16 protein-coding genes are annotated in these 21,632 nt (G+C 69.5%); 10 read left to right on the forward strand and 6 right to left on the reverse strand.

Translation table 11 applies throughout. The features are described 5' to 3' along the window. Positions 1 to 153: 153 nt before the first annotated feature. The gene (locus ACZ5SK_RS11985; RefSeq protein WP_334579257.1) at positions 154 to 1,392 is read right to left on the reverse strand and encodes a L,D-transpeptidase; all 1,239 of its coding nucleotides are present in this window, start codon (positions 1,390 to 1,392) and stop codon (positions 154 to 156) included. A 205-nt stretch (positions 1,393 to 1,597) separates the two neighbouring features. Then, on the reverse strand, positions 1,598 to 2,626 hold the full coding sequence (locus ACZ5SK_RS11990; protein ID WP_468575897.1) for a P1 family peptidase: 1,029 nt from the start codon (positions 2,624 to 2,626) through the stop codon (positions 1,598 to 1,600). Between the two features lie 356 nt (positions 2,627 to 2,982). On the opposite strand from ACZ5SK_RS11990, the gene ACZ5SK_RS11995 reads away from it, so the two are divergent. The 4 genes from ACZ5SK_RS11995 (at position 2,983) to ACZ5SK_RS12010 (ending at position 8,781) form a co-directional block, all read left to right on the forward strand. Then, a complete protein-coding gene (locus ACZ5SK_RS11995) occupies positions 2,983 to 4,743 on the forward strand; it encodes a DUF4012 domain-containing protein (RefSeq protein WP_334579259.1) in 1,761 nt (586 codons plus the stop codon). A gap of 321 nt (positions 4,744 to 5,064) precedes the next feature. Beyond that, complete coding sequence (locus tag ACZ5SK_RS12000) at positions 5,065 to 6,897, forward strand: SDR family NAD(P)-dependent oxidoreductase (RefSeq protein WP_334579260.1); 1,833 nt, start codon at positions 5,065 to 5,067, stop codon at positions 6,895 to 6,897. After that, complete coding sequence (locus tag ACZ5SK_RS12005) at positions 6,894 to 7,622, forward strand: sugar transferase (protein WP_468575899.1); 729 nt, start codon at positions 6,894 to 6,896, stop codon at positions 7,620 to 7,622. The genes ACZ5SK_RS12000 and ACZ5SK_RS12005 overlap by 4 nt, the downstream gene beginning before the upstream one ends. Beyond that, positions 7,615 to 8,781, forward strand: a complete 1,167-nt coding sequence (locus ACZ5SK_RS12010; RefSeq protein ID WP_334579262.1) for a DegT/DnrJ/EryC1/StrS family aminotransferase — start codon at positions 7,615 to 7,617, stop codon at positions 8,779 to 8,781. The genes ACZ5SK_RS12005 and ACZ5SK_RS12010 overlap by 8 nt, the downstream gene beginning before the upstream one ends. A gap of 225 nt (positions 8,782 to 9,006) precedes the next feature. Here ACZ5SK_RS12010 and ACZ5SK_RS12015 read toward each other — a convergent pair whose 3' ends face one another. Both ACZ5SK_RS12015 and ACZ5SK_RS12020 read right to left on the reverse strand, forming a co-directional pair. Further along, entirely contained in the window at positions 9,007 to 9,618 is a 612-nt protein-coding gene (locus tag ACZ5SK_RS12015) for an acetyltransferase (protein WP_468575900.1), read from the reverse strand. Next, positions 9,615 to 10,922: a glycosyltransferase family 4 protein gene (locus ACZ5SK_RS12020; RefSeq protein ID WP_334579264.1), complete on the reverse strand. Its 1,308-nt coding sequence runs from the start codon at positions 10,920 to 10,922 to the stop codon at positions 9,615 to 9,617. The genes ACZ5SK_RS12015 and ACZ5SK_RS12020 overlap by 4 nt, the downstream gene beginning before the upstream one ends. 365 nt (positions 10,923 to 11,287) lie before the next feature. Here ACZ5SK_RS12020 and ACZ5SK_RS12025 point away from each other — a divergent pair, with 365 nt between their 5' ends. The 4 genes from ACZ5SK_RS12025 to ACZ5SK_RS12040 are packed head-to-tail and all read left to right on the forward strand — an operon-like array spanning position 11,288 to position 17,223. Continuing rightward, positions 11,288 to 14,050 (forward strand): O-antigen ligase family protein, encoded by a 2,763-nt coding sequence (locus tag ACZ5SK_RS12025; RefSeq protein WP_468575902.1) that lies wholly within the window; start codon positions 11,288 to 11,290, stop codon positions 14,048 to 14,050. Continuing rightward, on the forward strand, positions 14,047 to 15,273 hold the full coding sequence (locus ACZ5SK_RS12030) for a glycosyltransferase family 4 protein (RefSeq protein ID WP_334579266.1): 1,227 nt from the start codon (positions 14,047 to 14,049) through the stop codon (positions 15,271 to 15,273). The genes ACZ5SK_RS12025 and ACZ5SK_RS12030 overlap by 4 nt, the downstream gene beginning before the upstream one ends. A gap of 5 nt (positions 15,274 to 15,278) precedes the next feature. Further along, positions 15,279 to 16,040 carry a D-glucuronyl C5-epimerase family protein gene (locus ACZ5SK_RS12035; RefSeq protein WP_361706079.1) on the forward strand — a complete coding sequence of 254 codons (762 nt, stop codon included), beginning with the start codon at positions 15,279 to 15,281 and terminating at the stop codon, positions 16,038 to 16,040. Further along, positions 16,027 to 17,223: a glycosyltransferase family 4 protein gene (locus tag ACZ5SK_RS12040; protein ID WP_361705978.1), complete on the forward strand. Its 1,197-nt coding sequence runs from the start codon at positions 16,027 to 16,029 to the stop codon at positions 17,221 to 17,223. The genes ACZ5SK_RS12035 and ACZ5SK_RS12040 overlap by 14 nt, the downstream gene beginning before the upstream one ends. Positions 17,224 to 17,294: 71 nt before the next feature. Here the strand turns inward: ACZ5SK_RS12040 and ACZ5SK_RS12045 are convergent, their stop codons facing one another. Together ACZ5SK_RS12045 and ACZ5SK_RS12050 are read right to left on the reverse strand one after the other, a co-directional pair. Next, positions 17,295 to 18,074, reverse strand: coding sequence for a glutaminyl-peptide cyclotransferase (locus tag ACZ5SK_RS12045; protein WP_361705976.1), 780 nt, complete (start codon positions 18,072 to 18,074; stop codon positions 17,295 to 17,297). Between the two features lie 230 nt (positions 18,075 to 18,304). Next, positions 18,305 to 18,829 (reverse strand): hypothetical protein, encoded by a 525-nt coding sequence (locus ACZ5SK_RS12050; RefSeq protein ID WP_361705974.1) that lies wholly within the window; start codon positions 18,827 to 18,829, stop codon positions 18,305 to 18,307. A gap of 473 nt (positions 18,830 to 19,302) precedes the next feature. Here ACZ5SK_RS12050 and ACZ5SK_RS12055 point away from each other — a divergent pair, with 473 nt between their 5' ends. Both ACZ5SK_RS12055 and ACZ5SK_RS12060 read left to right on the forward strand, forming a co-directional pair. After that, entirely contained in the window at positions 19,303 to 20,778 is a 1,476-nt protein-coding gene (locus ACZ5SK_RS12055; protein ID WP_334579271.1) for a tyrosine-protein kinase domain-containing protein, read from the forward strand. After that, positions 20,775 to 21,326, forward strand: a complete 552-nt coding sequence (locus ACZ5SK_RS12060; protein ID WP_334579272.1) for an arsenate reductase/protein-tyrosine-phosphatase family protein — start codon at positions 20,775 to 20,777, stop codon at positions 21,324 to 21,326. Before ACZ5SK_RS12055 ends, ACZ5SK_RS12060 begins: the two co-directional genes overlap by 4 nt. Positions 21,327 to 21,632 lie beyond the last annotated feature (306 nt).

Consider the following 21,632-nt stretch of genomic DNA (forward strand, 5'->3'; position numbering starts at 1 on the left):
CCGTAGCCCCTCGGTCGGACATCATGTCCGGGAACCGAGAAAACGTACGCCGGGAAAACGCGGAGGCCGCGCGAAAAGTTCCCGCGCGGCCCGGCGACCTGACAGAAACCGCCGGTCAGACGGCGTTCCCGGCGATCTCCGCCTACCGGGCGCTCAGCCCGCGCTCCCGGTGCTGCCCGCGCTCCCCGCGGTCCACTCGGCCCACGACATGTTCCAGCCGTTCAGCCCGTTGTCCGGGGCCACCGTTTTGTCCGGGGAGTTCTTGACGATCACGACATCGCCGATCAGCGAGTTGTCGTAGAACCACTTGGCGGGCGTGTTGCCCTGCGCGCCCCGCACATCCGCGAGCCCGACGCAGCCGTGGCTGGTGCCGGTGCGGCCGAAGGGCGGATTGCCCTGGTTGTACCAGTAGTTGCCGTGGATGAACGTGCCGGACGTCGTCAGACGCATCGCGTGTGGCACGTCCGGGATGTCGTACTCGCCGCCCAGGTTGACCGTCCGGCTGTTCATGCGGGTCTGCGTGAACTTCTCGGAGATCACCATCTGCCCGTTGTACGTGGTGTGCTCCGGGCTGCCCGACGAGATTGGAATCGTCTTCAGGGTCTGCCCGTCCCGCACCACGGTCATGGTCTGCGTGTTCACGTCGACCGTGGACACCTGGGACCGCCCGACGGTGAACGTGACCGTCTTCTTCTGCACCCCGAAGACACCGTTCGCGCCCTCGACGCCATCCAGGTCGATCTTCATCGTGACCTTGGAGCCGGCCTTCCAGTACTCCTCGGGCCGGAAGTCGAGCCGCTGCGCCCCGAACCAGTGCCCGACCACCTGCTGACCGCTGCTGGAGGTGACCGTGATGTGCGACTGCACGGCCTTCTTGTCGCCGATGACCTTGTCGAAGGTGAACGACACCGGCATCCCCACGCCGACCGTCGTGCCATTGTCCGGCGTGTACGTCCCGATGAAGCTGTTGGCCGAAGTGACCGTGGTGAAGATGGAGTTGGCGGCGGCGGTCTTGCCACTCGCGTCCTTCGCGATCGCCGATATCTGATACTTCGTCCCGCGCTCCAGCTGCTCCTTCGGCTTCCAGCTGCTGCCGTCGGCCGACAGGGAGCCCTCGACGGCCTGTCCCGACCCGGCCACCGTCATCTTCACCTCGGTGAGCCGGCCGTCGCTCACCTTCACACCGGTCGCGTTGATCGACGCGCCTGTCGAGCCGTCCTGCGCCGAGATGGCGATCTTCGCCGTGGACGTCTTGGTGGAGCTCTTGCCGTCCTTGCCGCCGTCGTCCTTGGCGGTGGCGCTGCCCCCGCAGGCGGTCAGGGTCAGGGCGCCGACCACCAGGACGGCACAGGCTCCCAGTGCACGCCGCGCTGCTTTGTCCGCCGTTGTCACGGGCTGCTCCAGCTTCATGTGAGGTGAGTGATCCGCTCCGGTACGTGGAGTACGTGGAGTACGTGGACAAGGAGGGACCCGACCGCCCGTGAGGTTCCCTCCGCCGTCCCTTGGCACCATCGCGTGACAGAACCGGGACAATCCACCTTCCCGCCCGCCTTCCTGCTCCCTTCGCGAGTCGGAGTCGCCCTGGACCCGCGGCACGTCACCGGCCCCCGTACAACTCCTCGTAGGAGGGCCACAGGCCGCCCGGCCCGTCCACCGACTCGGCGGCGCGGACGGCTCGTACGATCGCGCGGGTCACCATGTCCGCACCTGCCGCGAGGATGTCGTTCAGGGCGAGCGGGTGGGCGGGATCGAGTGGTCGGGCGCCCGTCGCCAGGGAGAACACCGTGTCCCCGTCGTTGAGCATGTGGACCGGCCGCACGGCGCGTGCGATCCCGTCGTGCGCTGTGCCCGCGAGCTTCTGCGCCTGCGCCTTCGACAGGTCCGCGTCGGTGGCGACCACCGCGAGCGTGGTGTTGAGCAGCGGCGACGCGTTCCTCGCCGCGCTCTCGGCAAGCCGCCGACGTGCGGCATCGTGCACCTGCGTCTCCGGGTATGTCACGCGCCCCTGGAACAACTCCCCGTACAGCACCCCTGTTTCGGGATCCAGCACCGACCCCACGGCATTGGCCACCACCAGCGCGGCCACCGTGATCCCCGAGTCGAGGAGGACGGCGGCGGTGCCGACCCCGCCCTTCATCGGGCCGACCGCCGCCCCCGTCCCGGCGCCCACGCATCCCTCCCGCACCCGCGCGCCAGGCTCGCTCGCCGCGGCCGCCTCAACCGCCGCCCGGCCGGTGGCCGCGTCCGGCCGGGCCCGGAAGTCGCCGCCCCGGCCCAGGTCGAAGACGCAGGCGGCGGGCACCACCGGCACGACGTGCGCGGGGTCGGGCCCCACGGGCACCCCGCGCCCCTGCTCTTCCAGCCAGGCCATCACGCCGGACGCCGCGTCGAGCCCGTAGGCGCTGCCCCCGGTCAGCACGACCGCCTCGACCCGCTGCACCAGGTTGCGTGGATCCAGGGCGTCGGTCTCCTTCGTGCCGGGACCGCCGCCGCGTACGTCCACGGCGGCCACGGCGCCGCCCTCCGGCGCGAGGACGACCGTGGTGCCGGTGAGCCAACCGTCGCCGGTGCGCGTGGCGTGTCCCACGCGCAAGCCGACGACGTCTGTCAGAGCGTCAACTGTCATGGGAGCCAGTCTCGCCCAGCGCGCACGGTGCCCGGAGGCGTCGCATGGCGTCACACCGCCACCACGAAAGAGACCGACAGCAAGCTCACGGCACGTCATAAATGTTCATGGTTAAGCCATTTGGATCCAGTTTCCGGTCCCCTGACGCGATGACGTTTGCAACGAGTCGTGACTGTCATTACTGATGTAACCCACGTGCTCTGTTCTGGTGGAAACGAACCCCTTCGATTCATGGGTGGGCGATGACGGCAGGGAAGGACCCGACGTACGGCCTGAAGGACGCTGGGGAGAGGGAGCCTGCTGAACAACCGGACAGGTGGGCCTTTGAGCGAGGCAGAAAGAGTGCGCGGGCATGCGTGGCGGTGCTGGTCCCGCGCCGCCATCGCAGGGCAATCCTGTGGATTGCGGCAGTTGGCGGCCTGTTGTCCGTAGCGTCGGCCGGTTGCCTATGGTGGGAGGTCCGCGCGGTCCAGAGCAATCTTGTCGCGGCCCAGGTGGCGACCGACCGAATCCGTACGGACATGGTCCGGCATCGCCGGCCCTCGGCCGAGGCGCTGGGCTCCATCCAGAAACACACAGCGGTCGCCCGGAGGGCGGCCGCCACGCCGGTGTGGGGCGTAGCCGAGAAACTCCCACTGATGAGCCCACTGCTCCGCTCTGCCCGGGGGCTGAGTGTCGCCGCCGACGAGATGGCCACCGGAGTGCTGCCGGAGGCGGTGCGACTGCACCAGATGCTCTCGTCCGGCCAGATTGTGCACAATGATCGTGTCGACCTCCGCAGGCTTTCGGCGGCCACGGACCTGCTGGGGAATGTGCACCGGCAACTGACCGGAATCCAGAAGGGATTGAGTGGCCTACCCGGTTCGACGGCGATCCGTCGCCTTGATACGGCACGGCAGCGGCTGTCCGACCAAGTGGCGAGCCTTTCCGACTCGGTCTCCAAGGCGGAGTCGACGACGCGGCTGCTGATGCCCGTTCTGGGCGCCTCGGGACCACGCTCCTACTTCTTTGCCTTCCAGAACAATGCCGAGGCCCGGGGCACCGGTGGGCTCGTTGGCACCTTCGGCATCCTGACCGCCGACCGTGGCCGCATCACTTTGCACGACTTCGCCTCGGATGGAATGCTGCCGAATACCAACACTCCCGTGGCGGACTTCGGACCGGCGTTCGAAGGTCGCTACGGACCTGCTGAGAGCACACAGGGGCTGGCCAATTCGAATCTGTCCGCTCATTTTCCTTTTGCGGCGCAGATCTGGGTGGGACTGTGGCAGCGGCACACGGGACAGCGACTCGATGGGGCCATCGCGACCGATCCCGTCGGACTCGCCCATGTCCTCAAAGCCACGGGACCGGTCCAACTTCCGGACGGAAAACGGCTGACGGCGGCGAACACTGTAGAGCTCACGGAGAGCACCCTCTACGCGTCGTACAACAACATCGAACGCAAACGTTTCCTGGTGCAGGTCGCGCAGTCCGTGGCTACCGCCCTGCTGAATCACCACCCCGATTCCATGGCCCTCTTCCAGGCCCTGCGGCAGAACGCCGATGACGGCAGACTGCGCATGTGGAGCAGAGATGCCTCCACCGAGTCGGCGTTGGAAGAAGCCGGGCTGGCGGGCGAAGTTCCCGAGGCAACAGGACCCTTCGCTCATCTCGTGGTCAACAATTTCGCGGGCAACAAGATGGATTACTATCTGGGACGTTCGCTGACCTACGAACTCGGTCCTTGCGAAGGCGGTTCCCGTCCCAGCGTGGTGCGGATGAGGCTGACCAATTCCGCTCCCGCCGCGGGTCTGCCTGCCTTGGTCACTCTCCGCTCCGACGATCCCGAGCACCCGCACCCGCCGGGGTCCACACGGATCTGGCTTTCCCTGTACGCCAGCTCCGGTGCGCGGTTCACCGGCGCGACCCTGGACGGACAGCGGCTTCTGCTGTCGTCGACCGAGGAGCGCGGTCACCTGGTAGTGGGCGCACAGGTGGAACTCCTGCCCGGTCAGACACGAGAGGTGGATGTTCGTCTGCTGGAACCGGCTTCGGAGCGCACCCCCGTGGTCCCGGTGCAGCCGTTGGCGCGGCCGCAGACGACCAAGGTGCTTGTCCAACCGTGCGCGAAGTAGTCCGACCGTCCGAGTCGGATTCTCGCTGGCTGTGCATGTTGAGCGAACACGAAGAGCCCACGCGAGAAGCAGGTCCGCGAGGACGAAGAACTTTGATGACCACCCAAAAGGACGCGGTAGCGTCTTTGGACAGGCCGTCAGCGAAATGTCCAAATAGATCCCGGGCAATTGACATCCTGCTGATCGGGGTTCACCTTGCGTGGGCAATGTGCCAGCAACGAAAAGCTGACAGCGATTCAACCGGCCGTTCTCCAAACCGCACAGGAAACGCAGGCACGGCCGAGCGGTCGGTCTGGCGTTTTCGCTCGGTATCGCCGACCGGTGGTGCGAGCCACCATAGACGCGATCGCCTGGACATGCGGCCTGTTGATCGCCGACCTGACCAGCCACGACGCTTCCGACCCGCTCGTAGGACCCGTCGATCTGGTCATCGTCTGCGGTGTCACAGGAATGGCAGCGGTATTGGCCGGGACTGTCTGTGGGCTCTACTCCGGGCGCTATCAGGCAGAGACCGGCGCGGAGTTGAGGGCGGCGCTGGTCTCCGCCGGGCTGACCGCGCTGCTCCTGGAGGGCATCTACCTGGCAGAGCTCCCCCTGGTGGGCGGCAGACCGGCCACGGCCGACCTCGCCGTGCTGATGGGCGTGCTCGCCACGATCACCGTGCGGGCCGCAGTCGCGGCCATCCAGCGCAGGCCGAGACGGCCTGCCCCGAACGCCGTCAAGGTGATTGTGTTCGGCGCGGGCAGCGCCGGAACGCAACTGGTGCAGCGGCTGACCGGTCAGCCTGGCGCGCAGTACCAACCGGTTGCCCTACTGGACGACGACCCCGGCAAGCGCCGACTGCGGATCTGCGGTATCCGAGTGCGCGGCGGACGGGAGCGGCTCGCCGAGGTCGCTGCGGAGACCGGGGCGACGGTCATGGTCGTCGCCATTGCCGACGGGTGCCGTGACGGCCAGGTGATCCGTGAGTTGATCACACGGGCCGAGTCGATCGGCCTGATCACCAAGGTGATCCCGCGCGTCGAGGAGCTGGTCGCCGGACCGGCGCGGATCGACGACGTCCGCGACCCGCGGATCACCCAGTTCCTGGGGCGCGAACCGATCCGTCTGGACCTGACGGCGCTTGCCGGTCATTTCGCCGGACGCCGCATCCTTGTCACCGGCGCCGGCGGCTCGATCGGTTCGGAGCTGTGCCGCCAGTTGCACCGGTTGGGTCCCGCTTCGCTGGTGATGCTCGACCGGGACGAATCAGCGCTGCACGCGATCCAGCTCGCGCTGCACGGCCGTGCACTGCTCGATTCCGACGAGGTCGTGCTCGCCGACATCACAGATGCCGCCCGCATCAGCGAGGTCTTCGCGCACACTCGCCCGGAGATCGTGTTCCACACGGCGGCCGTGAAACATCTTCCGCTGCTCGAGCGGTATCCGCGCGAGGCGCTGAAGACGAACGTGACCGGCACGCTGAACGTGCTGCAAGCGGCTGCGGCCTGCGGTGTGCGGTCGTTCGTGAACGTCTCCACCGACAAGGCGGCCGACCCGGCGAGCGTCCTCGGCACATCCAAGCGGATCACCGAGCGACTCACCGCGCACATGGCCGGAGAATTCCCTGGGACCTGGGTGTCTGTCAGGTTCGGCAACGTCCTGGGCAGCCGGGGTTCGCTGCTCGGCTCGCTGTCCGCGCAGATCGCTGCGGGCGGCCCGATCACCGTGACTCACCCGCAGGTCGCTCGCTACTTCATGACAGCCACTGAAGCCGTCCAACTGGTGCTGCAGGCCGTGGCCGTCGGGGAGAGTGGTGAGGTCCTCGTCCTCGACATGGGAGACCAGGTCCGCATCGTCGACCTCGCCCGCCGTATGGCCGCCGCGGCATCGCGGCGCGTCGAGATCGTCTTCACCGGGCTGCGGCCCGGCGAAAAGCTGATCGAGGACTTGCTGGGCCGTGGGGAACCGGACCATCGGCCGAGGCATCCGCTGGTCAGACAGGTGCCGGTGCCCGCACTCGATGCCGGTGAGATCACCGGTATCGGTCACCTCACCGATCCCGACGAGGTACGCGCCGCCCTGGCGCTCCTCGCCGCCGCGCCCGGCCCTGGGCAGCCTGCCTGCCTGCCTGTGCTGCACGGCCAGCCCGGAAGAGCGGAGGCCAGCACATGACCGCCTCGCCCGTGCCGGGCCGGTACCGGGCAGGCTCGTTGGCTGCGGAGGCGCCCACCGCGCTTCCCGGCGACGCCGAGGTCGGCAACCAGGTGCCGCGCCGTAGGTCGTACCGCGGCAAGCGGATGTTGGACCTGGTCGGGGTCAGCCTGATCATCGTGCCGGCCGCGCTGCTCTGCGCGATCGCCGCGCTGGCGCACCTGCTCGCGCACGGCAGACCCGTCCTGTTCCGGCAGCAGCGGGTCGGCCGCGACAGCCGGCCGTTCGTCCTGCTGAAACTGCGTACGATGCGCAATGTTCCGTGCGGCTCGGAGAGACCAGGTGACGCCGATCCGGCCCGGGTGACCGCGGTCGGACGGGTGCTGCGCCGTATGTCCCTTGACGAGTTGCCCCAGCTGGTCAATGTCTTGCGCGGAGAGATGAGCCTGGTGGGGCCTCGACCGACGCTGCCCTACCAGGTACGCCGGTACACCGGTCGTCAACGGCTACGGCTGCTGGCCACCCCCGGCCTGACCGGCCTGGCGCAAGTGCACGGGCGACAGTGCCTGAGCTGGCCGGAGCGCATCGAGTGGGATCTGCGTTACGTCCGCCGCCAGAGCTTCTGGCTCGACCTGGGCATCTTGTTCCTCACTGTCTGGACGGTCCTGGCCAAGGGCGGAGCCACCGTCGGCCACGACAACGATCCGATCGCCAGCAGACCAGAAAGGGTGCTCTCAGGTGCCTGACAGCAACGTCCGGATCCGGCTTGCAAGTCCCGACCTCGGTGAGGAGGAATGGGAGGTGGTACGAAGGGTCCTGCGCAGCGGTGTTCTCACCAACGGCGCGGAGAACGAGGCCTTCGCACAGGAGTTCGCCGACCGGCATCAGGCGCGGTTCGGTGTGACGTTCTGCACCGGCACGGCCGCGCTGAACGCGATGTTGCTCGCCGAGGGCATCGGACCCGGCGACGAGGTGATCGTCCCGTCGATGACCTTCGTCGCCACCGCGACATCGGTGTGCCACGTCGGGGCCACCCCGGTGTTCGCCGACATCGACCCACGGACGTTCAACCTCGATCCGGCATCGGTCGCGGCCCGGATCACCCAGGCCACCCGGGCGGTCATGACCGTGCACTACGCCGGGCAGCCCGGTGACCTCGACGGGCTGGCGCGGGTATGTGCCGAGGCCGGCGTGCCGCTGCTGGAGGACGCCGCGCAGGCAGCAGGCGCCGAGTACCGGGGCAGACCGGTCGGCGCCTTCGGACGGTCGGCCATGTTCAGCTTCACCCCCGCCAAGAACATCACAACCGGTGAGGGCGGCATGGTGCTGACCAACGACCCGGGCGTCGCGGAGCGGCTGAAACTCCTCCGCAACCACGGTCAGAGCGGGCTGTACCAGCACGAGAGCCTTGGCTACAACTGGCGGCTGACCGAGATGCAGGCCGCGATCGGCCGGGTGCAGCTGCGCAAGCTGGATGGCATCCTGGGGCGCAAACAGCTGGTCGCGGGATCGCTGACCCGGCGGCTGACCGGGCTCCCCGGCCTGACCACGCCGCATCAGGTGCCCGATGCGCGGGGCACCTGGGCGCTCTACACCTGCCTGCTTCCCGGCATCCGCGACCATGTGCTCGCGGACCTGCTGGACCAGGGCATCGAGGCACGGATCTACTTCCCGCCGGTACACCAGCAGCCGGTCTTCGCCGAGCGGGACGGCGGCAGCGGGCTCGCCGCGGCACTGCCGGTGACCGAGGCCGTCGCTCAGGCGATGCTCTCGCTGCCGGTGCACCACCGGCTGACCGAGGCGGAGGTGGCCGAGATCGCTGACGCGGTGACTGCCGCTGTCGGCCGGGCAACGGCGTCACCGAGTGCCCCGGCCCAGCTGATGCCTGTCGGTGCCCCCCGCTGACCGCCGATCACACATCTGTCTGCGGCCTGGTCACCGCCGTGCCGGCACCCTGCGGGCGGCGGTGACCCACCAGGCGTCGCGGCGGCTGCGAGGACATGGCAGCGGTGGCCGACGTGCTGAACCCAGATCCTGTGATCGAACCGGAGCATCTGGGCTCCCGGGTCCTGGCCGATCATCGGCGCCTGCTGAGCAGCGCAGGCCGCCGGTTGCCGCTGACCGGACCGATCAGCGGGCTCTGGCGGGGATGCCGACGACCAGTTGACCGGCGGCGACATCGCGGGTCACCAGAGCCGCGGCGCCGACCATGACGGACGGCCCGATCCGACGGCCCTGCAGCACGGCGGCGTTGCTGCCCACCGTGGACCCGGCGCCGACGGTCACGCTGCCGGCGACATTGGCCCCCGGCAGGATCGTCACGAAATCCTCGAGCACCGTGTCGTGACCGACGCTGGCATGGTAGTTGACCTGGACATGTGCGCCGAGGACGGTGCCGGCGGAGACGAACGCCTGGCCGAGCACAACACAGCCGCGCCCGATCCTGGCGGTGGGGGAGACAACCGCCCGCGGGTCGATCACCGTCGCCGCTCGCAGTCCGCGGTCCTCGAACTGCCGGGCCAGTCTGCGGCGCACCTCCGCGTCGGCGATCGCGACCACGAACTCGTCCTGCTGCCCGCCAGACGCAGCCAACTGCCCGGGCAGCAGCACCGGACAGCCGGTCAGTGTGGTGGCCGCCGGGTGCTCGTCCACGAAGACCACCTCGGGTGCCGCCGCTGTCGCCCGCACCGCGTCCAGCGTCTCTCTGCCGAAACCGCCTGCGCCCACGATGTGCAGCGTCACAGCCCCGCCTCCGTCACCGGCCCCCGGCCCCTCGCCGGTTCCGAGACCGCGGTGAGGAACGCGCCCGCCAGCGTGGTCATGCCGTGATGCCGGTAGACCCAGCGGCGGCCGCGCTCGCCCATTCGCTCCCGTTCGCTCTCGCTCATCGCGGCCAACTCGGCCAGCGCGCCCGCCATCTCCGCCGGCGACTCGGCGGGCACGCACACGCCGCCGCCGGACTCGCGTACCGGGCTGCCGGGCGCGTTGCTCGCGAACAGCACCGGCTTTCCGGACGCCAAGTAGTCGAACAGCTTGTTGCTGCTCAGGCCGTACTTGAAGACCGCGACATCACGCAGGCAGAACAACGTCACATCCAGCTCGGCCAGCACGGCCGGCACGGCCTGCTTCGGCACTGGCGGCCAGAACAGCACGTTGTCCAGGCCATGCCGGTGCGCGAGCTGTTCGCACGCGGCCTTCTCCTGGCCGTCGCCGACCATCACCACAGCGACCCGCGGACGGCCGGCAGCGCGCAGTTCCGCCGCGGCCGCGACGATGGTCGCCACCCCGTTGGCCGGACCGTGCGAGCCGACGTAGCCGGCGGTGAGGCAACCCTCCTCGCGAAAGCGCCTGATCCGGTCGATCAGGTCGGCGGCCTGGTTCCCGGGGTCCGCAGTGTTCGGGTCGGCCGGCTGGCCCGGATCCCTCGGCCGGGGGAAGTCGGCGATCCCGTTCGGCACATAATGGATCTTGTCGGCCGGCACACCACGGGCCTGCAGGTAGCCGGCGGCACCGGGCAGGAGGCAGATCACGGCGGAAGCGCGCCGGCAGCAGAAGGACTCGACCAGCCGGAGCAGCCGGGCAGGCAGCCCGTTCGCGCGCAGCGCGCCCATGTCGATCAGCGTCTGCGGCCACAGGTCACGCACCTCGACGACGAAGCGGGCACGGCGGCGGCAGGCCGCCCACCAGGCGGCGAGCACCGCGACCAGGTGCACTGATGAGCCGACGATCACATCCGGCCGGTTCAGGCCGCGCTGCGCCGAGAGCACGCGGGCCGCATAGTGGACCATGTTCAGCACGCGGCTGTAGCCGTTGCTGGTGTAGGGCGGCGTGCGGACCCAGACGAAGCGGACGCCGTCGATCGTCCGGGTGGCCACTTTCTCGCCAGGTGCGAGCCGTTCCTCACGTCTGCTGAAGTGGCTGAAACTGCTGGCGAAAACGGTGACTTCGTGCCCCCCGGCCGCCAGCACCCGGCCCAGCTCGTAGTGCCGGGTGCCGGCGGCGCAGTCCGGTGGCGCCGCATAGTGGTTGAAGATCCAGATCCTCATGTCCTCACCTCCACCGAAGCTGCCCTGCCACCCGACGGCGGCTGGGCATGAGCTCGCCCCGGGCCCGTGACGCCAGTTCGTCGATGATCCTTACGGCGGCCTCACCGCCACCGAAGGCGTCGGCGGCTCGTCGGCCGGGCACGGCGCGGTGACGCGCATCTGATCGGGCACAACGGCCGGCACCGTCTGGCCGCCGGCACCTTCAGGCCGGCGGTGACGGCTCGACGCCGAGAAACCTACTACTCACCGTGCGCACATCGCTACTTTCCGCTATATGTGCCGCTACATTGTGCCTGCATGCCGAGGCGGCGAGAACATCCGCCGCCCCCAGCGGCACCGTTCACGACTCCGGAGGCCATTCCCTGGTGCTGTCGATCACGAAGAGTCTCCGCGTCCGGCTGCCGGGGGTAAGTCCGGCGGCGATCGGGGGAACGCTGGCCACGCGAGTGCTGGCCACGGCGATGAGCTTCGCGGCGGGCGTCATCGCGGCGCGGGAGCTGGGGGTGCAGGGCCGGGCCACGTTCGCGGTCATGATGTCGGTCCCCGGCGTGCTGAGCGTCGTCACGGTCCTGGGCGTGGACAACGCCAACGCCCGCTTCGCCGGAACCTCGCACACGGCGTTCCGGCAGATCGTCCGGTGGAGCGTGGCGTTCTCCCTGGTTGCCGGTTCGGTGCTGCCGGGACTGTGGCTGCTGCTCGGTCATCTCTGGCCCGTCGTGCTGCTCGGCGTGCCGTTCCCGCTTGCGGTGGTCGTGGCCACCATGTGCCCGGTGGCCTTGCTGACCACGCTGCTCGGCATGGCCGAGATCGGCCGTGGCCGGGTCGCGATGTACAACCTCGTGAGCACCGTCCCCGCAGCCTGCTACCTCGCCGGCGTCTGCGGCCTGCTCGCCACGGGATCGCTGACCCCTGCCAGCTGCTTCCTGTCGGCGCTGGCCGGGCAGCTGGTCTGCGCCGGGGTTCTGCTGATCGCAGCCATCACCCGCGTCCACGCCGACGGCGAACCTCTGTCCGCCCACACTTTCGGCAGGTTTGCCATCAGGACCTACCTCCCGGATCTCATCCAATACGGCATGCTGCGTCTGGACGTGCCGTTGATCCACATGCTTGCCGGGGCTACGGCCGTCGCCGCGTACGCGGTGGCACTGCCCTTGGCCGAGGGGCTGCTCCTGCTGCCGACGGCGGTCGGGCTGGTGATGTTTCCCGCGGTTACTTCGGGTGCCGTCGAGGCGCGGGCGACGGCCAGGATTGCACGGACCGTGTTCGCTGCCGCCGCTCTGGCCGCCGCCACGGCGGCGGCAGCCGCACCGCTCCTGATCCCAGCGGTCTACGGGCAGCCTTACTCCGGTGCCGTGCCGGTGATCTGGGCGATGCTCCCAGGCCTCGTACTGTTCAGCGCGGCCCGCTCGATCCAGCCGTATCTGGCGGCCGTCGGCCTGCTCCGGCCGGTGATCGCGGCCACCGCGCTCGGCGCGATCGTCAACATCGTGCTGCTCCTGGCCTTGACACCCCACTATGCGGCGGTCGGTGCCGGCGTGGCCGACTCGGCCGGATACCTGGTGCTCGCGACGCTCGTCGGCCGGGGCGCCCGGCTGGGCGTCCGCGCCCGCCAGGGGCTTACGGCCGAGCCGGCCATCGAGGAGGGACCGGCCGGCCCTTCGCGCCCGTCCGCTGGGCGATGGTCGGTCAAAACGGTCGGTGATCACCTGCGCAGCGCGTGCCCGAGGCCGGTGGGGTCCGGCCTGGCCCGGAGGGAACCCATGGTCGTGGCGGGGCTCCTGACCGCGGCGGGTGCCGCATGTCTCGCCACGGTGTACCGTCCCGCCGCCGGGCTCGTGGTCATCGCGCTGGCCTGTCTGATGATCCGGGACGCGGGTCTGTATGTGCTCGCGGCCGCGATTCCGCTCTCGCAGTCCGGCGTCGGCGCTTCGCTGATCACCCCAAGCGTGCTGGGGGCTCTGATGCTCATCTGCCTGCTGGGCCGTGTTGCCGGCGGCCGGGGGATCGCGCGGCCGAAGCTGATCGGCGTCCTGACCACCGTCGGCACGGTCGGTTACATGGCGGTCGCCGGCATAGTGCTCGGTGACACCGATGTGCAGGGTGCCAGCACATGGCAGTACCTGCTGCTGGTGTGCGCGCCGCTGTTTCTGCTGCCACTGGTCGCCGAACCTGGACGGGTACTCGACCGGGCTCTCCTGTTGTTCTGCTGTGGCAGCGTGATTCTCGCCGTGATCGAGATCGTCCACGTCGACTCCATCTTCGCCACGAGGACGGATCTCGCCCCTGCCGTCACCGCCGCTGTGGCCATGACCCAAGAGGCCGCGGCCAACCACAACGCCGTGGGTGCTCTGTTCGTCATGGCGGCCGCAGTCCTGCTCAGTCGCTATCCGGCCGTCCGAGGGCGCCTCCCTCGGCTGGCAACCGGCGCCGGCGTCGTCGTGCTCGCCCTGGGAGTTGCGTACTCGCTGAGCCGCGCGGCCTATCTCGCGGGAATCGCGGTGGTCGCGGCCTATGCCCTCCGCAGATCCATGCGCGGCATCCTGGCCCTGGGTTTCGGTGCGGTCTGCCTCTTGCCGCTGCTGCCCGCCGCGATCGCGGCCCGGTTCGGATCGATGCTCGGCGGCGGCACCATGGACGCCGACTCCGCCGTACGGCTCGACCTCTGGAGCAGCGCCCTGCGGATGTTCGAGGACCACCCGGCTTTCGGCGTCGGATACCTGAACTTCGCCAGAGAGCTGTCCGCCTACTACGAAGTCACCGGTGATTACGAGGTCATGCTCCTACAGCTCCCGTCCCTGAGTTTCGCGCACAACACCTACCTGACAGTGCTCTCGCAGACCGGCCTGGTGGGCATGGCCGGCATCGGCTCGCTTGCCGTGTTCGGCGCGCGCCGGGCGTGGCGGGCGATCCGCTCCGGTGATCCCGCGGGCGAGGCGGCACTGCTGGCCATGGTCGGTGCGGGGGTCTGCTCGCTGTTCGGCGAGGTCCTGCTGGTTCCCCCTCTGTTGGCCGGTCTGATGCTGATCATCCTGGCTGCGAAGCCAGATCAGGCCGACGTACCGCCACCGCCACCGCCACCGGTGCCGGCACGGGCACGGGCATCGGCAGCGGTGGCGGTGGCGCGATGAGTACGTCCGAGATCGGGAGGCCCCCGCGGCCCCTGCGCATCCTGCAGATCAGCTCGGCTGCCGTCGGGGGGAGCTGGTTCCACGACCAGGTGCGGGGCCTTGCCGAGCTGGGCAACGAGGTGTGCGCGCTACTGCCCCGAGAGGGCCCACTCGCCGACCGGCTGCGCTCGATCCCCGGTGTCCGGGTGGAAATCATCCCGTTCGGACTGCCCCGTCGGATCAGGCAGCTGCCGGGGCTGACGGCTGGGCTGTGGCGGCTGATGAAGTTCGTCAGGGTGTACAAGCCGGATGTCATCCATTCGCATCTGATCATCGCCAAGCTCGTGGCCCGAGTGGCGTCGGCAGCCCACCGGCCGGCGCTGGTCGTGTCGCAGGTTCCGGGAGTGGTGCATCTACGGATGGCGCCCTTCTGGATCCTGGAGCGCCTTTCGCTGTGGCGGGACGATCTGGTGATCGGATCCTGCCGGGCGATCGCCCGCCGTTACCAGGCCATGGGTGCGCGGTCGGTCGCGGTCAGCTATTACGGCTGCGACGTGCACCGGTTCGATCCGGCAACCCCGCCGGAGCCGTTCCGCCGTGAGTTCGGGCTCGCCGCCGACACGCCGGCCATCGGCATGGTCGCGTACATGTATCCGAGCAAGTCGCGGGCGTTCCGTCAGGTTGGTGTCAAGGGGCATGAAGTCTTCATCGACGCCGTTCCGCTGGTCCTGCGACACATCCCCGACGCCAGGTTCTTCGTCGTCGGCGACGAACTGGTCGGGGACGGGGAGTACCGGCGCGAGTTGGAACGCCGCGCCACCCGGCTCGGTGTCGCCGACCGGGTCCTGTTCACCGGATTCCGGTCCGACATCAGCTCGGTCATGGCCGGGCTGGACGTACTGGTGAACCCGTCGATGGAGGAGTCCGCCTGCTACACCGTGGTGGAGGCGCTGCTCATGCGTAAGGGCGTAGTGGCAACCGAGGTCGGTGGCCTGCCGGACACCGTCCGGCACGGCCGCACCGGCCTGCTGGTTCCGCCTGCCGATCCGACGGCACTGGCACAGGCCGTGACCGCGCTGGTCGCCGATCCTGCAGCGCGTCTGCGCATGGCCGGCCAAGGTCGTGAACTTGCCCTCCGGCAGTTCGACATCGCTCAGACAGTCAGTCAGGTGAACGATCTGTACCACCAGGCGCTGGCCGCGCGAGGGCGTCGCAGGCGGCTCCGCCGCGAGAATCCGGCGTGAAGGACATGGTGCGGGCCGGGGCTGCGCTGCCGGGCAGGGCGGGGGAGGCGGTGCGCGATCTGCGGCGGCCGAGCTTCCCGGCCGACGCGATGCCGTTGCCGGGTGACATGCCGGCCGACCGGCCGGGCAGGTACCCGCTCGGCCTGCGGCCGATGACCGCCGGGAGCGTGCGCGACCACGAGCGCCTGGGACCAGTGCCCCGGTACGAGGTGCGCCCGGGCTGGTACTCGGCCATGGCCCAGGGCCTGGCGGTGTCCGTGGTGCTGCGGGGGTATGGCACGACCGACGAGCGGTCCTGTCCTGACACGGGCGAGGGCGTGGTGGAAGTGATGCTCCGGTCGCCGGCCGCGGGTGGTTGCTCGGATGACGACCAACTGGGGCGGCCTTTGCTCGATGAGTGCCCGTCGGAACCGGTCAGTCACATTCTCAACGGTGCCGTCTTCGCCCTCTTCGGTCTCTGTGAGCTGAGTCGGCATCAGGGGGTGGCTGTCCACCAGCACGTCGCGGACCGGCTGCGCGACTCGCCGGCCGAGTTCGACCTGGGGTACCGGACCAGATACGACCTGCGGTACCGCGCGCCCGCCAGTCCCGCCTACCACCGCCTGCACACCGCGTTGCTGACCGCGGCCGGAAGCGTGCTCGCCGACGCACGACGGCCGGCGGTGGCGATGGCATGGGACCGCTGCACGCGGAACCCGGCCGGACGGCTGCGAGCTGCGGCGGGCGAGGGCTGGTTCGTCCTCAGGGAGCGCCGTGCCGGATCGTGATCACGTCGTGCGACGGCTGGGCCCGTGCGATTCGCCGCCCGCGCCGCTGCGTGTCGTCCTGCTCGCGCCGGCCACGTCGGCGCACACCCGGCGCTGGGCGGACGACCTGGCCGTGCGGGGGCATCAGGTGACTGTCTGCAGCTGGCATGAGCCGGACCTGCGTCCCGACGGCTGGCGAGCCGTGTCCGCCCCCACCGGAGCGTTCCTGCCGTTGCGGGCAGTACGGGCGGGGCACTGGCTGCGCCGCGAGGTGCGCCGGGTGCGGCCGGATGTCATCCATGTTCATTCGCTCGGCCTGCACGGGGCGCTCTCCCTCCTGCTGCCGGCCCGCCCAGCGGTGCCGGTCGTGATCACTCCGTGGGGATCCGAACTGCGCGCGGCCGAGCGGCATCCAGGCCGGGCGTCGGTCGCTCGGCTGGCGCTCCGACGGGCCGCCCGTGTGGTGCCGACCTCCCAGGAGGTGGCTGAGCACGTCGCGAGCCGATACCGGGTCCGCCGCTCACGGATCACGGTTCTTTCCTGGGGGGTCCCGGACGTGCTGCTGGATGCCGGCAACGACGCCGATCCCCGGATGACGCGTGCGAGGTACGGGATCCCGGCCGGAGCCACGGTCGTGCTGTCGGTCCGCAGCACGTCGGAGGTGTACCGGACACGCGAGATTCTGGAGGCATTCACCCGTGTCGCGCGGGTCCGGGCTGACCTGTTCCTCGTGTTGCTGGCGGGGCACCGGCCGGCTCATGCCGCTGCCAGACTCGCGCAGCAGCAATATCTCGAGCCTCTGCGCGCCCGAGCGCAAGATCTGGCCGGCCGGGTCACCGTCATCGAACAGCCACTCGGTCAGGCTGAAATGTTCAGCCTGATGCGCGCCAGCGATGCGGCGATCTCGGTTCCCCGGGCCGACCAGCGAAGCTCATCGGTGCTTGAAGCCGCGGCTGCCGGGTGCCGACTGCTGCTCTCCGACATCGCGCCCTACCGAGAACTGGTGGCGGACGGCCTGTTGGCGGACCTGCTTCCCGATCCGCTGGTCAGCTCGTTGGCTGATGCTCTCTCAAGTACCGGGCCGCTGGACGCCGGGGATCGCCTGATCAATCATCAGCTGATCAGTCACGCCGAGCGCGGCTCCCTGAAAGTCGCTGAACTCGAAGGGCTGTACAGGGATGTGGCCCGTGCGGGGACGGTGTGATCAGGGCCCCTGTAAGTGGAGGGGCAACGATGAGAACCGTGGGCAGGAAGGCGCCGCCGCCCACTGCTGGTTCAGCGGGCGGTTCGGCTCGGCGGCTGTGCCGGAACAAGGGCGACACGGAACATCTTGGGCCAGAACTTGCCCGTGAGAAGGAACTGGTCCGTTCCGGGGACGGCCGCGATGCCGTTCAGGGTGGAGCCGGGGACGAGTTCGTCGGCACGCAGGAGGCCTGAGGCGTCGATGCTCGCCGTCACCGTGCCGGTGAGGGGGTCGATGCGCACCACGCGGTCGGTGGACAGCACGTTGGCGTAGACGGCGTGATCGGCGCACTCCAGCTCGTTCACTCTCGTCACCGGTCGGCCGTCTTCGGTCACGGTGACCTCGCCGGTCTTCGCGAGGGTGCGCGGATCGCGGAAGGCCAGTCGTGCCGAGCCGTCGCTCGTCACCAGTTGCCTCTTGAGGCGGTCGAAGCAAATGCCCCAGCCTTCGTCGGGGTAGGGGAGGCGGCGTAGCTCCCTCAGTGTCGTCGCGTCCCGTTCGATGGCGATACGGTCCCGCCAGGTCAGCTGCCACAGGGTCCGGCCCACCAGGGTGATCCCCTCACCGAAGAGAGGAGCGGGAAGGCCGACGCGGGCCGTGGGCGGCGTGCCAGGGGCCCCGGACCGTACGGAGGAGTGACCGGACAGCCCGGTGCCTTCGTAGAGCGTGCTGCCCGTCATCTCCAGGCCCTGTGTGAACGATTCCGGGTCGTGGGGGAGGGTTTCGAGGACCTTCACCCGCAGGTGCTCGACCCGGTGGGGGCCGGCCTGCCGCCCGTGCGTGTGGCTTCGGCCGGCCGGATCGGCGGACACCGCTTCGACGTTCCGCTGGGCCGAGAGTGGCTCCGATCGGGTGAGCGGCGCGGTGGTCGCGATCCAGACGGAGCCGGTGACCAGGAGCGCCGTGATTGTCGGCAGGGCGTATCTCGATGTGCGGCGACGGTCCGCCGCTCGGTTGCCGGAACGACTGGTTCCAGTCAAGCGGACGGCGTCCCGGCCCCGGCCGGGACGCCGTTGTTCCGTCGTATGCACGTCCTGATCCGTCAGGAACTGCGACGACGGCGTACGGCCAGCATCGTGCCACCGCCTGCCACGAGCAGGGCGGTCGCGGTGCCGCCGATCACCAGGGCCTTGTCACTGCCCGTTGCCGCGAGCTTCTTGGCGTTCTGGTCCGTCTGCGGGTAAGCCGCCGGCTCGACGGCTGCGGCGAGTTCGTGGGAGGCGTCGCGTGTGTCACCAGGTCCGTTGTGCCCACGGCTCCTTGGCTCGTGGTGGTGCCCGATGCTGCCCGGGAGGGGCGGGTGGAGGGGCGGGTGGAGGGGCGGGTGGGGGGTGGGTGCAATCCGACCCTCCACGTAGATGCTGACGCCGACACTCGGGTCGGGGTGGCGCGAGGTGAGCCGGAAGACGTGCCAGCCGGTAATGGTCCTCGTCGGAATGGTCACCGTGCCCGCAACCGATCCGTCGGTCCGGGCCCGGAAGTGGCCGAGCACGACCGGGTTTGATTCCAACAGCGCCGTGACGTTCGCCCCGGCGGCGAACACGCCGGCGACGGTGCTGAAACTCAACTGCCCCCCGGCTGTCACCGTGGTGGTACTGACGGACAGGGGCGGGGGTGGCGGCGGGTACGGCTGCGCCGAGGCTGCGGGCGCCCCCATCAGCGGTGCTCCGATGAGAATGGCGGTCGATGCCGCCGAAACCAGTGCGGCCCGCCATCTGCGCGATGCTGTCATCTTCATCAATCTCCTCGACTTGGGTCCGGGCCTGGGCCTGCGGCGGCCGTGAGGCGTGAGTGGGCACCAAGATCTGGATATATGGAATATGCGGAACACGGCGACATTTACTGGCGCGGCCGCGCATGAAGTCACCGGATTGGTGGAGTCCCCGCTCACGCGGCGTCTGTCGCAAAGATCGTTCGAGGGGTCGACACGGGGTGGTGGATCCCTCGTTCGAAGCGCCCGAGTCCCTATGGTCGACTGCGTCCGTAGGGAACAGAAAGCCTCAAATGGGGTCGTTCCCTCAGTCCTGTGAGGGGTGCAGCTTGGATCTCCAAGGATTCCTGAAGGCTCTTGCCAGACGCTGGCCGACGGTCGTGGTCTGTCTGGTTCTCTCGGTCGGGTCGGCGCTCGCCGTGACAAGCCTGAGCACCCCTGTCTACGAGGCGAGGACGCAGCTCTTCGTCGCCACTCGCACCGGTGATGACACCGTCGACCTCAACCAGGGGCAGACCTTCTCGCAGGCGCGTGTGCAGTCGTACGCCGAGATCGTGAGGACCCGTCAGGTCACCGCTCCCGTGGTGAAACAGCTGCGGCTGCGCAGCACCCCGGAGGAGCTGGCGTCCCGGATCACCGCCGTCGTCCCGCTCAAGACCGTACTCATCGACATCACCGTCCAGGACACCATGCCCCAGCGTGCGGCGCGCATCGCCAACGCCGTGGCAAAAAGGTTCAGCTCGGTCATCGAGCAGTTGGAGACCCCCAAGCACGCGGTCCGCTCGCCGCAGTCCAAGAAGGGGGGTAAGGGCGAGGATGCCGCGCCTGTGTCCCCGGTCTCCCTGGGCGTCACACAGGAAGCCATCGCCCCCACCGGTCCCGCTTCGCCCCGCCCGTTGCTGAACCTGGCCGCAGGTGTGCTCGGTGGCCTCCTGCTCGCTGCCGGGCTGGTCGCCCTGCGTGAGACGCTCGACAGCACGTTCAAGACGAGCGAGACGCTGGGCGAATTCAGCTCTCTGCCAGGCCTGGGTACCATCCCGTACGACAGGAACGCCCCGAGGCAGCCGCTGGTCAGTTCCGACGGGCACTCCAAGCGCGCCGAGGCCTTCCGCAAGCTGCGTACCAACCTGCAGTTCTCGCAGGTCGACGATCCGCCGCGGATCATCGTGGTGACGAGCTCGGTGCCCGGTGAGGGCAAGACGAACACCGCGATCAACCTCGCCCTCTCGCTCGCCGAGGGTGGCGTCTCCACCTGCCTTGTGGACGGTGACCTGCGCCGTCCGTGCGTGGCACCGACCTTCGGCCTCGTCCAGGACGCAGGCCTCACCACGGTGCTCATCGGACAGGCCCGTCTCGAGGACGTGATGCAGGAGGTCACCGGCGGACTCTCGGTGCTCGCCAGCGGCGCTGTGCCGCCGAACCCCGCGGAACTGCTCGGCTCGGCGCGCATGGAAGAGGTGCTGCGCGAGCTTGCGGACATGTACCAGGTCGTTGTCGTCGACACTGCGCCGCTGTTGCCGGTCGCTGACACCGTGGGGCTCGCCTCCCTCGCCCAGGGCGCGCTGCTCGTCGTACGGGCCGCGAAGACCAGCCAGGACCAGGTGCGCACGGCCACGGAGGCGCTGGAGCGCGTGGGCGTCCGCGTGCTCGGCACGGTGTTCAGCATGGCTCCTGTTCCCAAGGGTGGCCGCTATGGCGGTTACGGCGCCTACGGGCAGTACGGCGAGCTGCCCGCTCCGCGTATGTCGGCCTTGCTGGAAGGGAGGGCCGCCTCCACGGCGACGAACCCCACGGACGGGAAATGACCCGGGTCCTGTTCGTCTGCACCGGAAACGTGCACCGCTCGGTGCTCGCCGAACGTCTGTTGGCGGCGAGGCTGCCGCCCGGCGCGGCCCTGCGGCCAGAGAGCGCCGGCACGCAGGCGTGGCACCGCTCCCGTATGGAGGACACCACCCGGGCGGTCGTGGAGGAGCTGGGTGGCGACGGCTGCAGATTCACCTCCCGCCCGCTCACCGCGCAGCTCGTGGTGGGCGCCGGACTGGTCCTCGGGCTCGCGCGCGAGCACCGGGAGGCGGCAGTGCGCCTCGCGCCGTCGGCGATGCGGCGATGCTTCACCCTGAAGGAGTTCGTGCGGCTCGCGGACGGGGGCGGTGCGGAGGGTGGGGGCGAATTCGGCGCCGTGGTGGCGGCCGCGGCCACCCGCCGCGGTGCCGCGGCCCCGGTCCCGCCGGCCGAGGACGACATCCCGGACCCCTGGGGCAGGCCCCGCGAGGAGCTGTACGAGTGCGCCCTGGAGATCGACAGGGCGGTGAGCGGGCTGGTCAGGCTGTGGGGGATGCGCCAGACGCAATAGCCGGTGACTTCGGGTGCACTGAATCACCGGTATTGCGTCTAGCTCTGGTTGTGCTTGGTGATCGCCAGTGCGCGCCTGGCACAGCGTGGTTCGGATCGGCCGGCAACCGACGTCGGCGTGCGGCAGGCGGCTCCGGGCCCGCGCTCTTCCGTGAGCGGTTCCGGCAGGGCGAGCCGATCGGCAAGGGCGTACCAACGCTGATCCCCCTCCCCCTCGTCGGTCACTGCTCTCAGCACAGCAGTTGACCGCCGGAAGATCTTGTGCGGAATCCACGGACCCGCGCGGGCCGAGGGCCTGCCCGCGGAG

The organism is Streptomyces sp. NPDC031474 (assembly GCF_055581185.1).

Excerpts from the sequence above, each read along its gene's own strand:
- ACZ5SK_RS11990 (WP_468575897.1), bottom strand. The coding sequence starts at position 2,626 with ATGACAGTTGACGCTCTGACAGACGTCGTCGGCTTGCGCGTGGGACAC.
- ACZ5SK_RS12005 (WP_468575899.1), top strand. The coding sequence starts at position 6,894 with ATGACCGCCTCGCCCGTGCCGGGCCGGTACCGGGCAGGCTCGTTGGCT.
- ACZ5SK_RS12020 (WP_334579264.1), bottom strand. The coding sequence starts at position 10,922 with ATGAGGATCTGGATCTTCAACCACTATGCGGCGCCACCGGACTGCGCC.
- ACZ5SK_RS12030 (WP_334579266.1), top strand. The coding sequence starts at position 14,047 with ATGAGTACGTCCGAGATCGGGAGGCCCCCGCGGCCCCTGCGCATCCTG.
- ACZ5SK_RS12035 (WP_361706079.1), top strand. The coding sequence starts at position 15,279 with ATGGTGCGGGCCGGGGCTGCGCTGCCGGGCAGGGCGGGGGAGGCGGTG.
- ACZ5SK_RS12060 (WP_334579272.1), top strand. The coding sequence starts at position 20,775 with ATGACCCGGGTCCTGTTCGTCTGCACCGGAAACGTGCACCGCTCGGTG.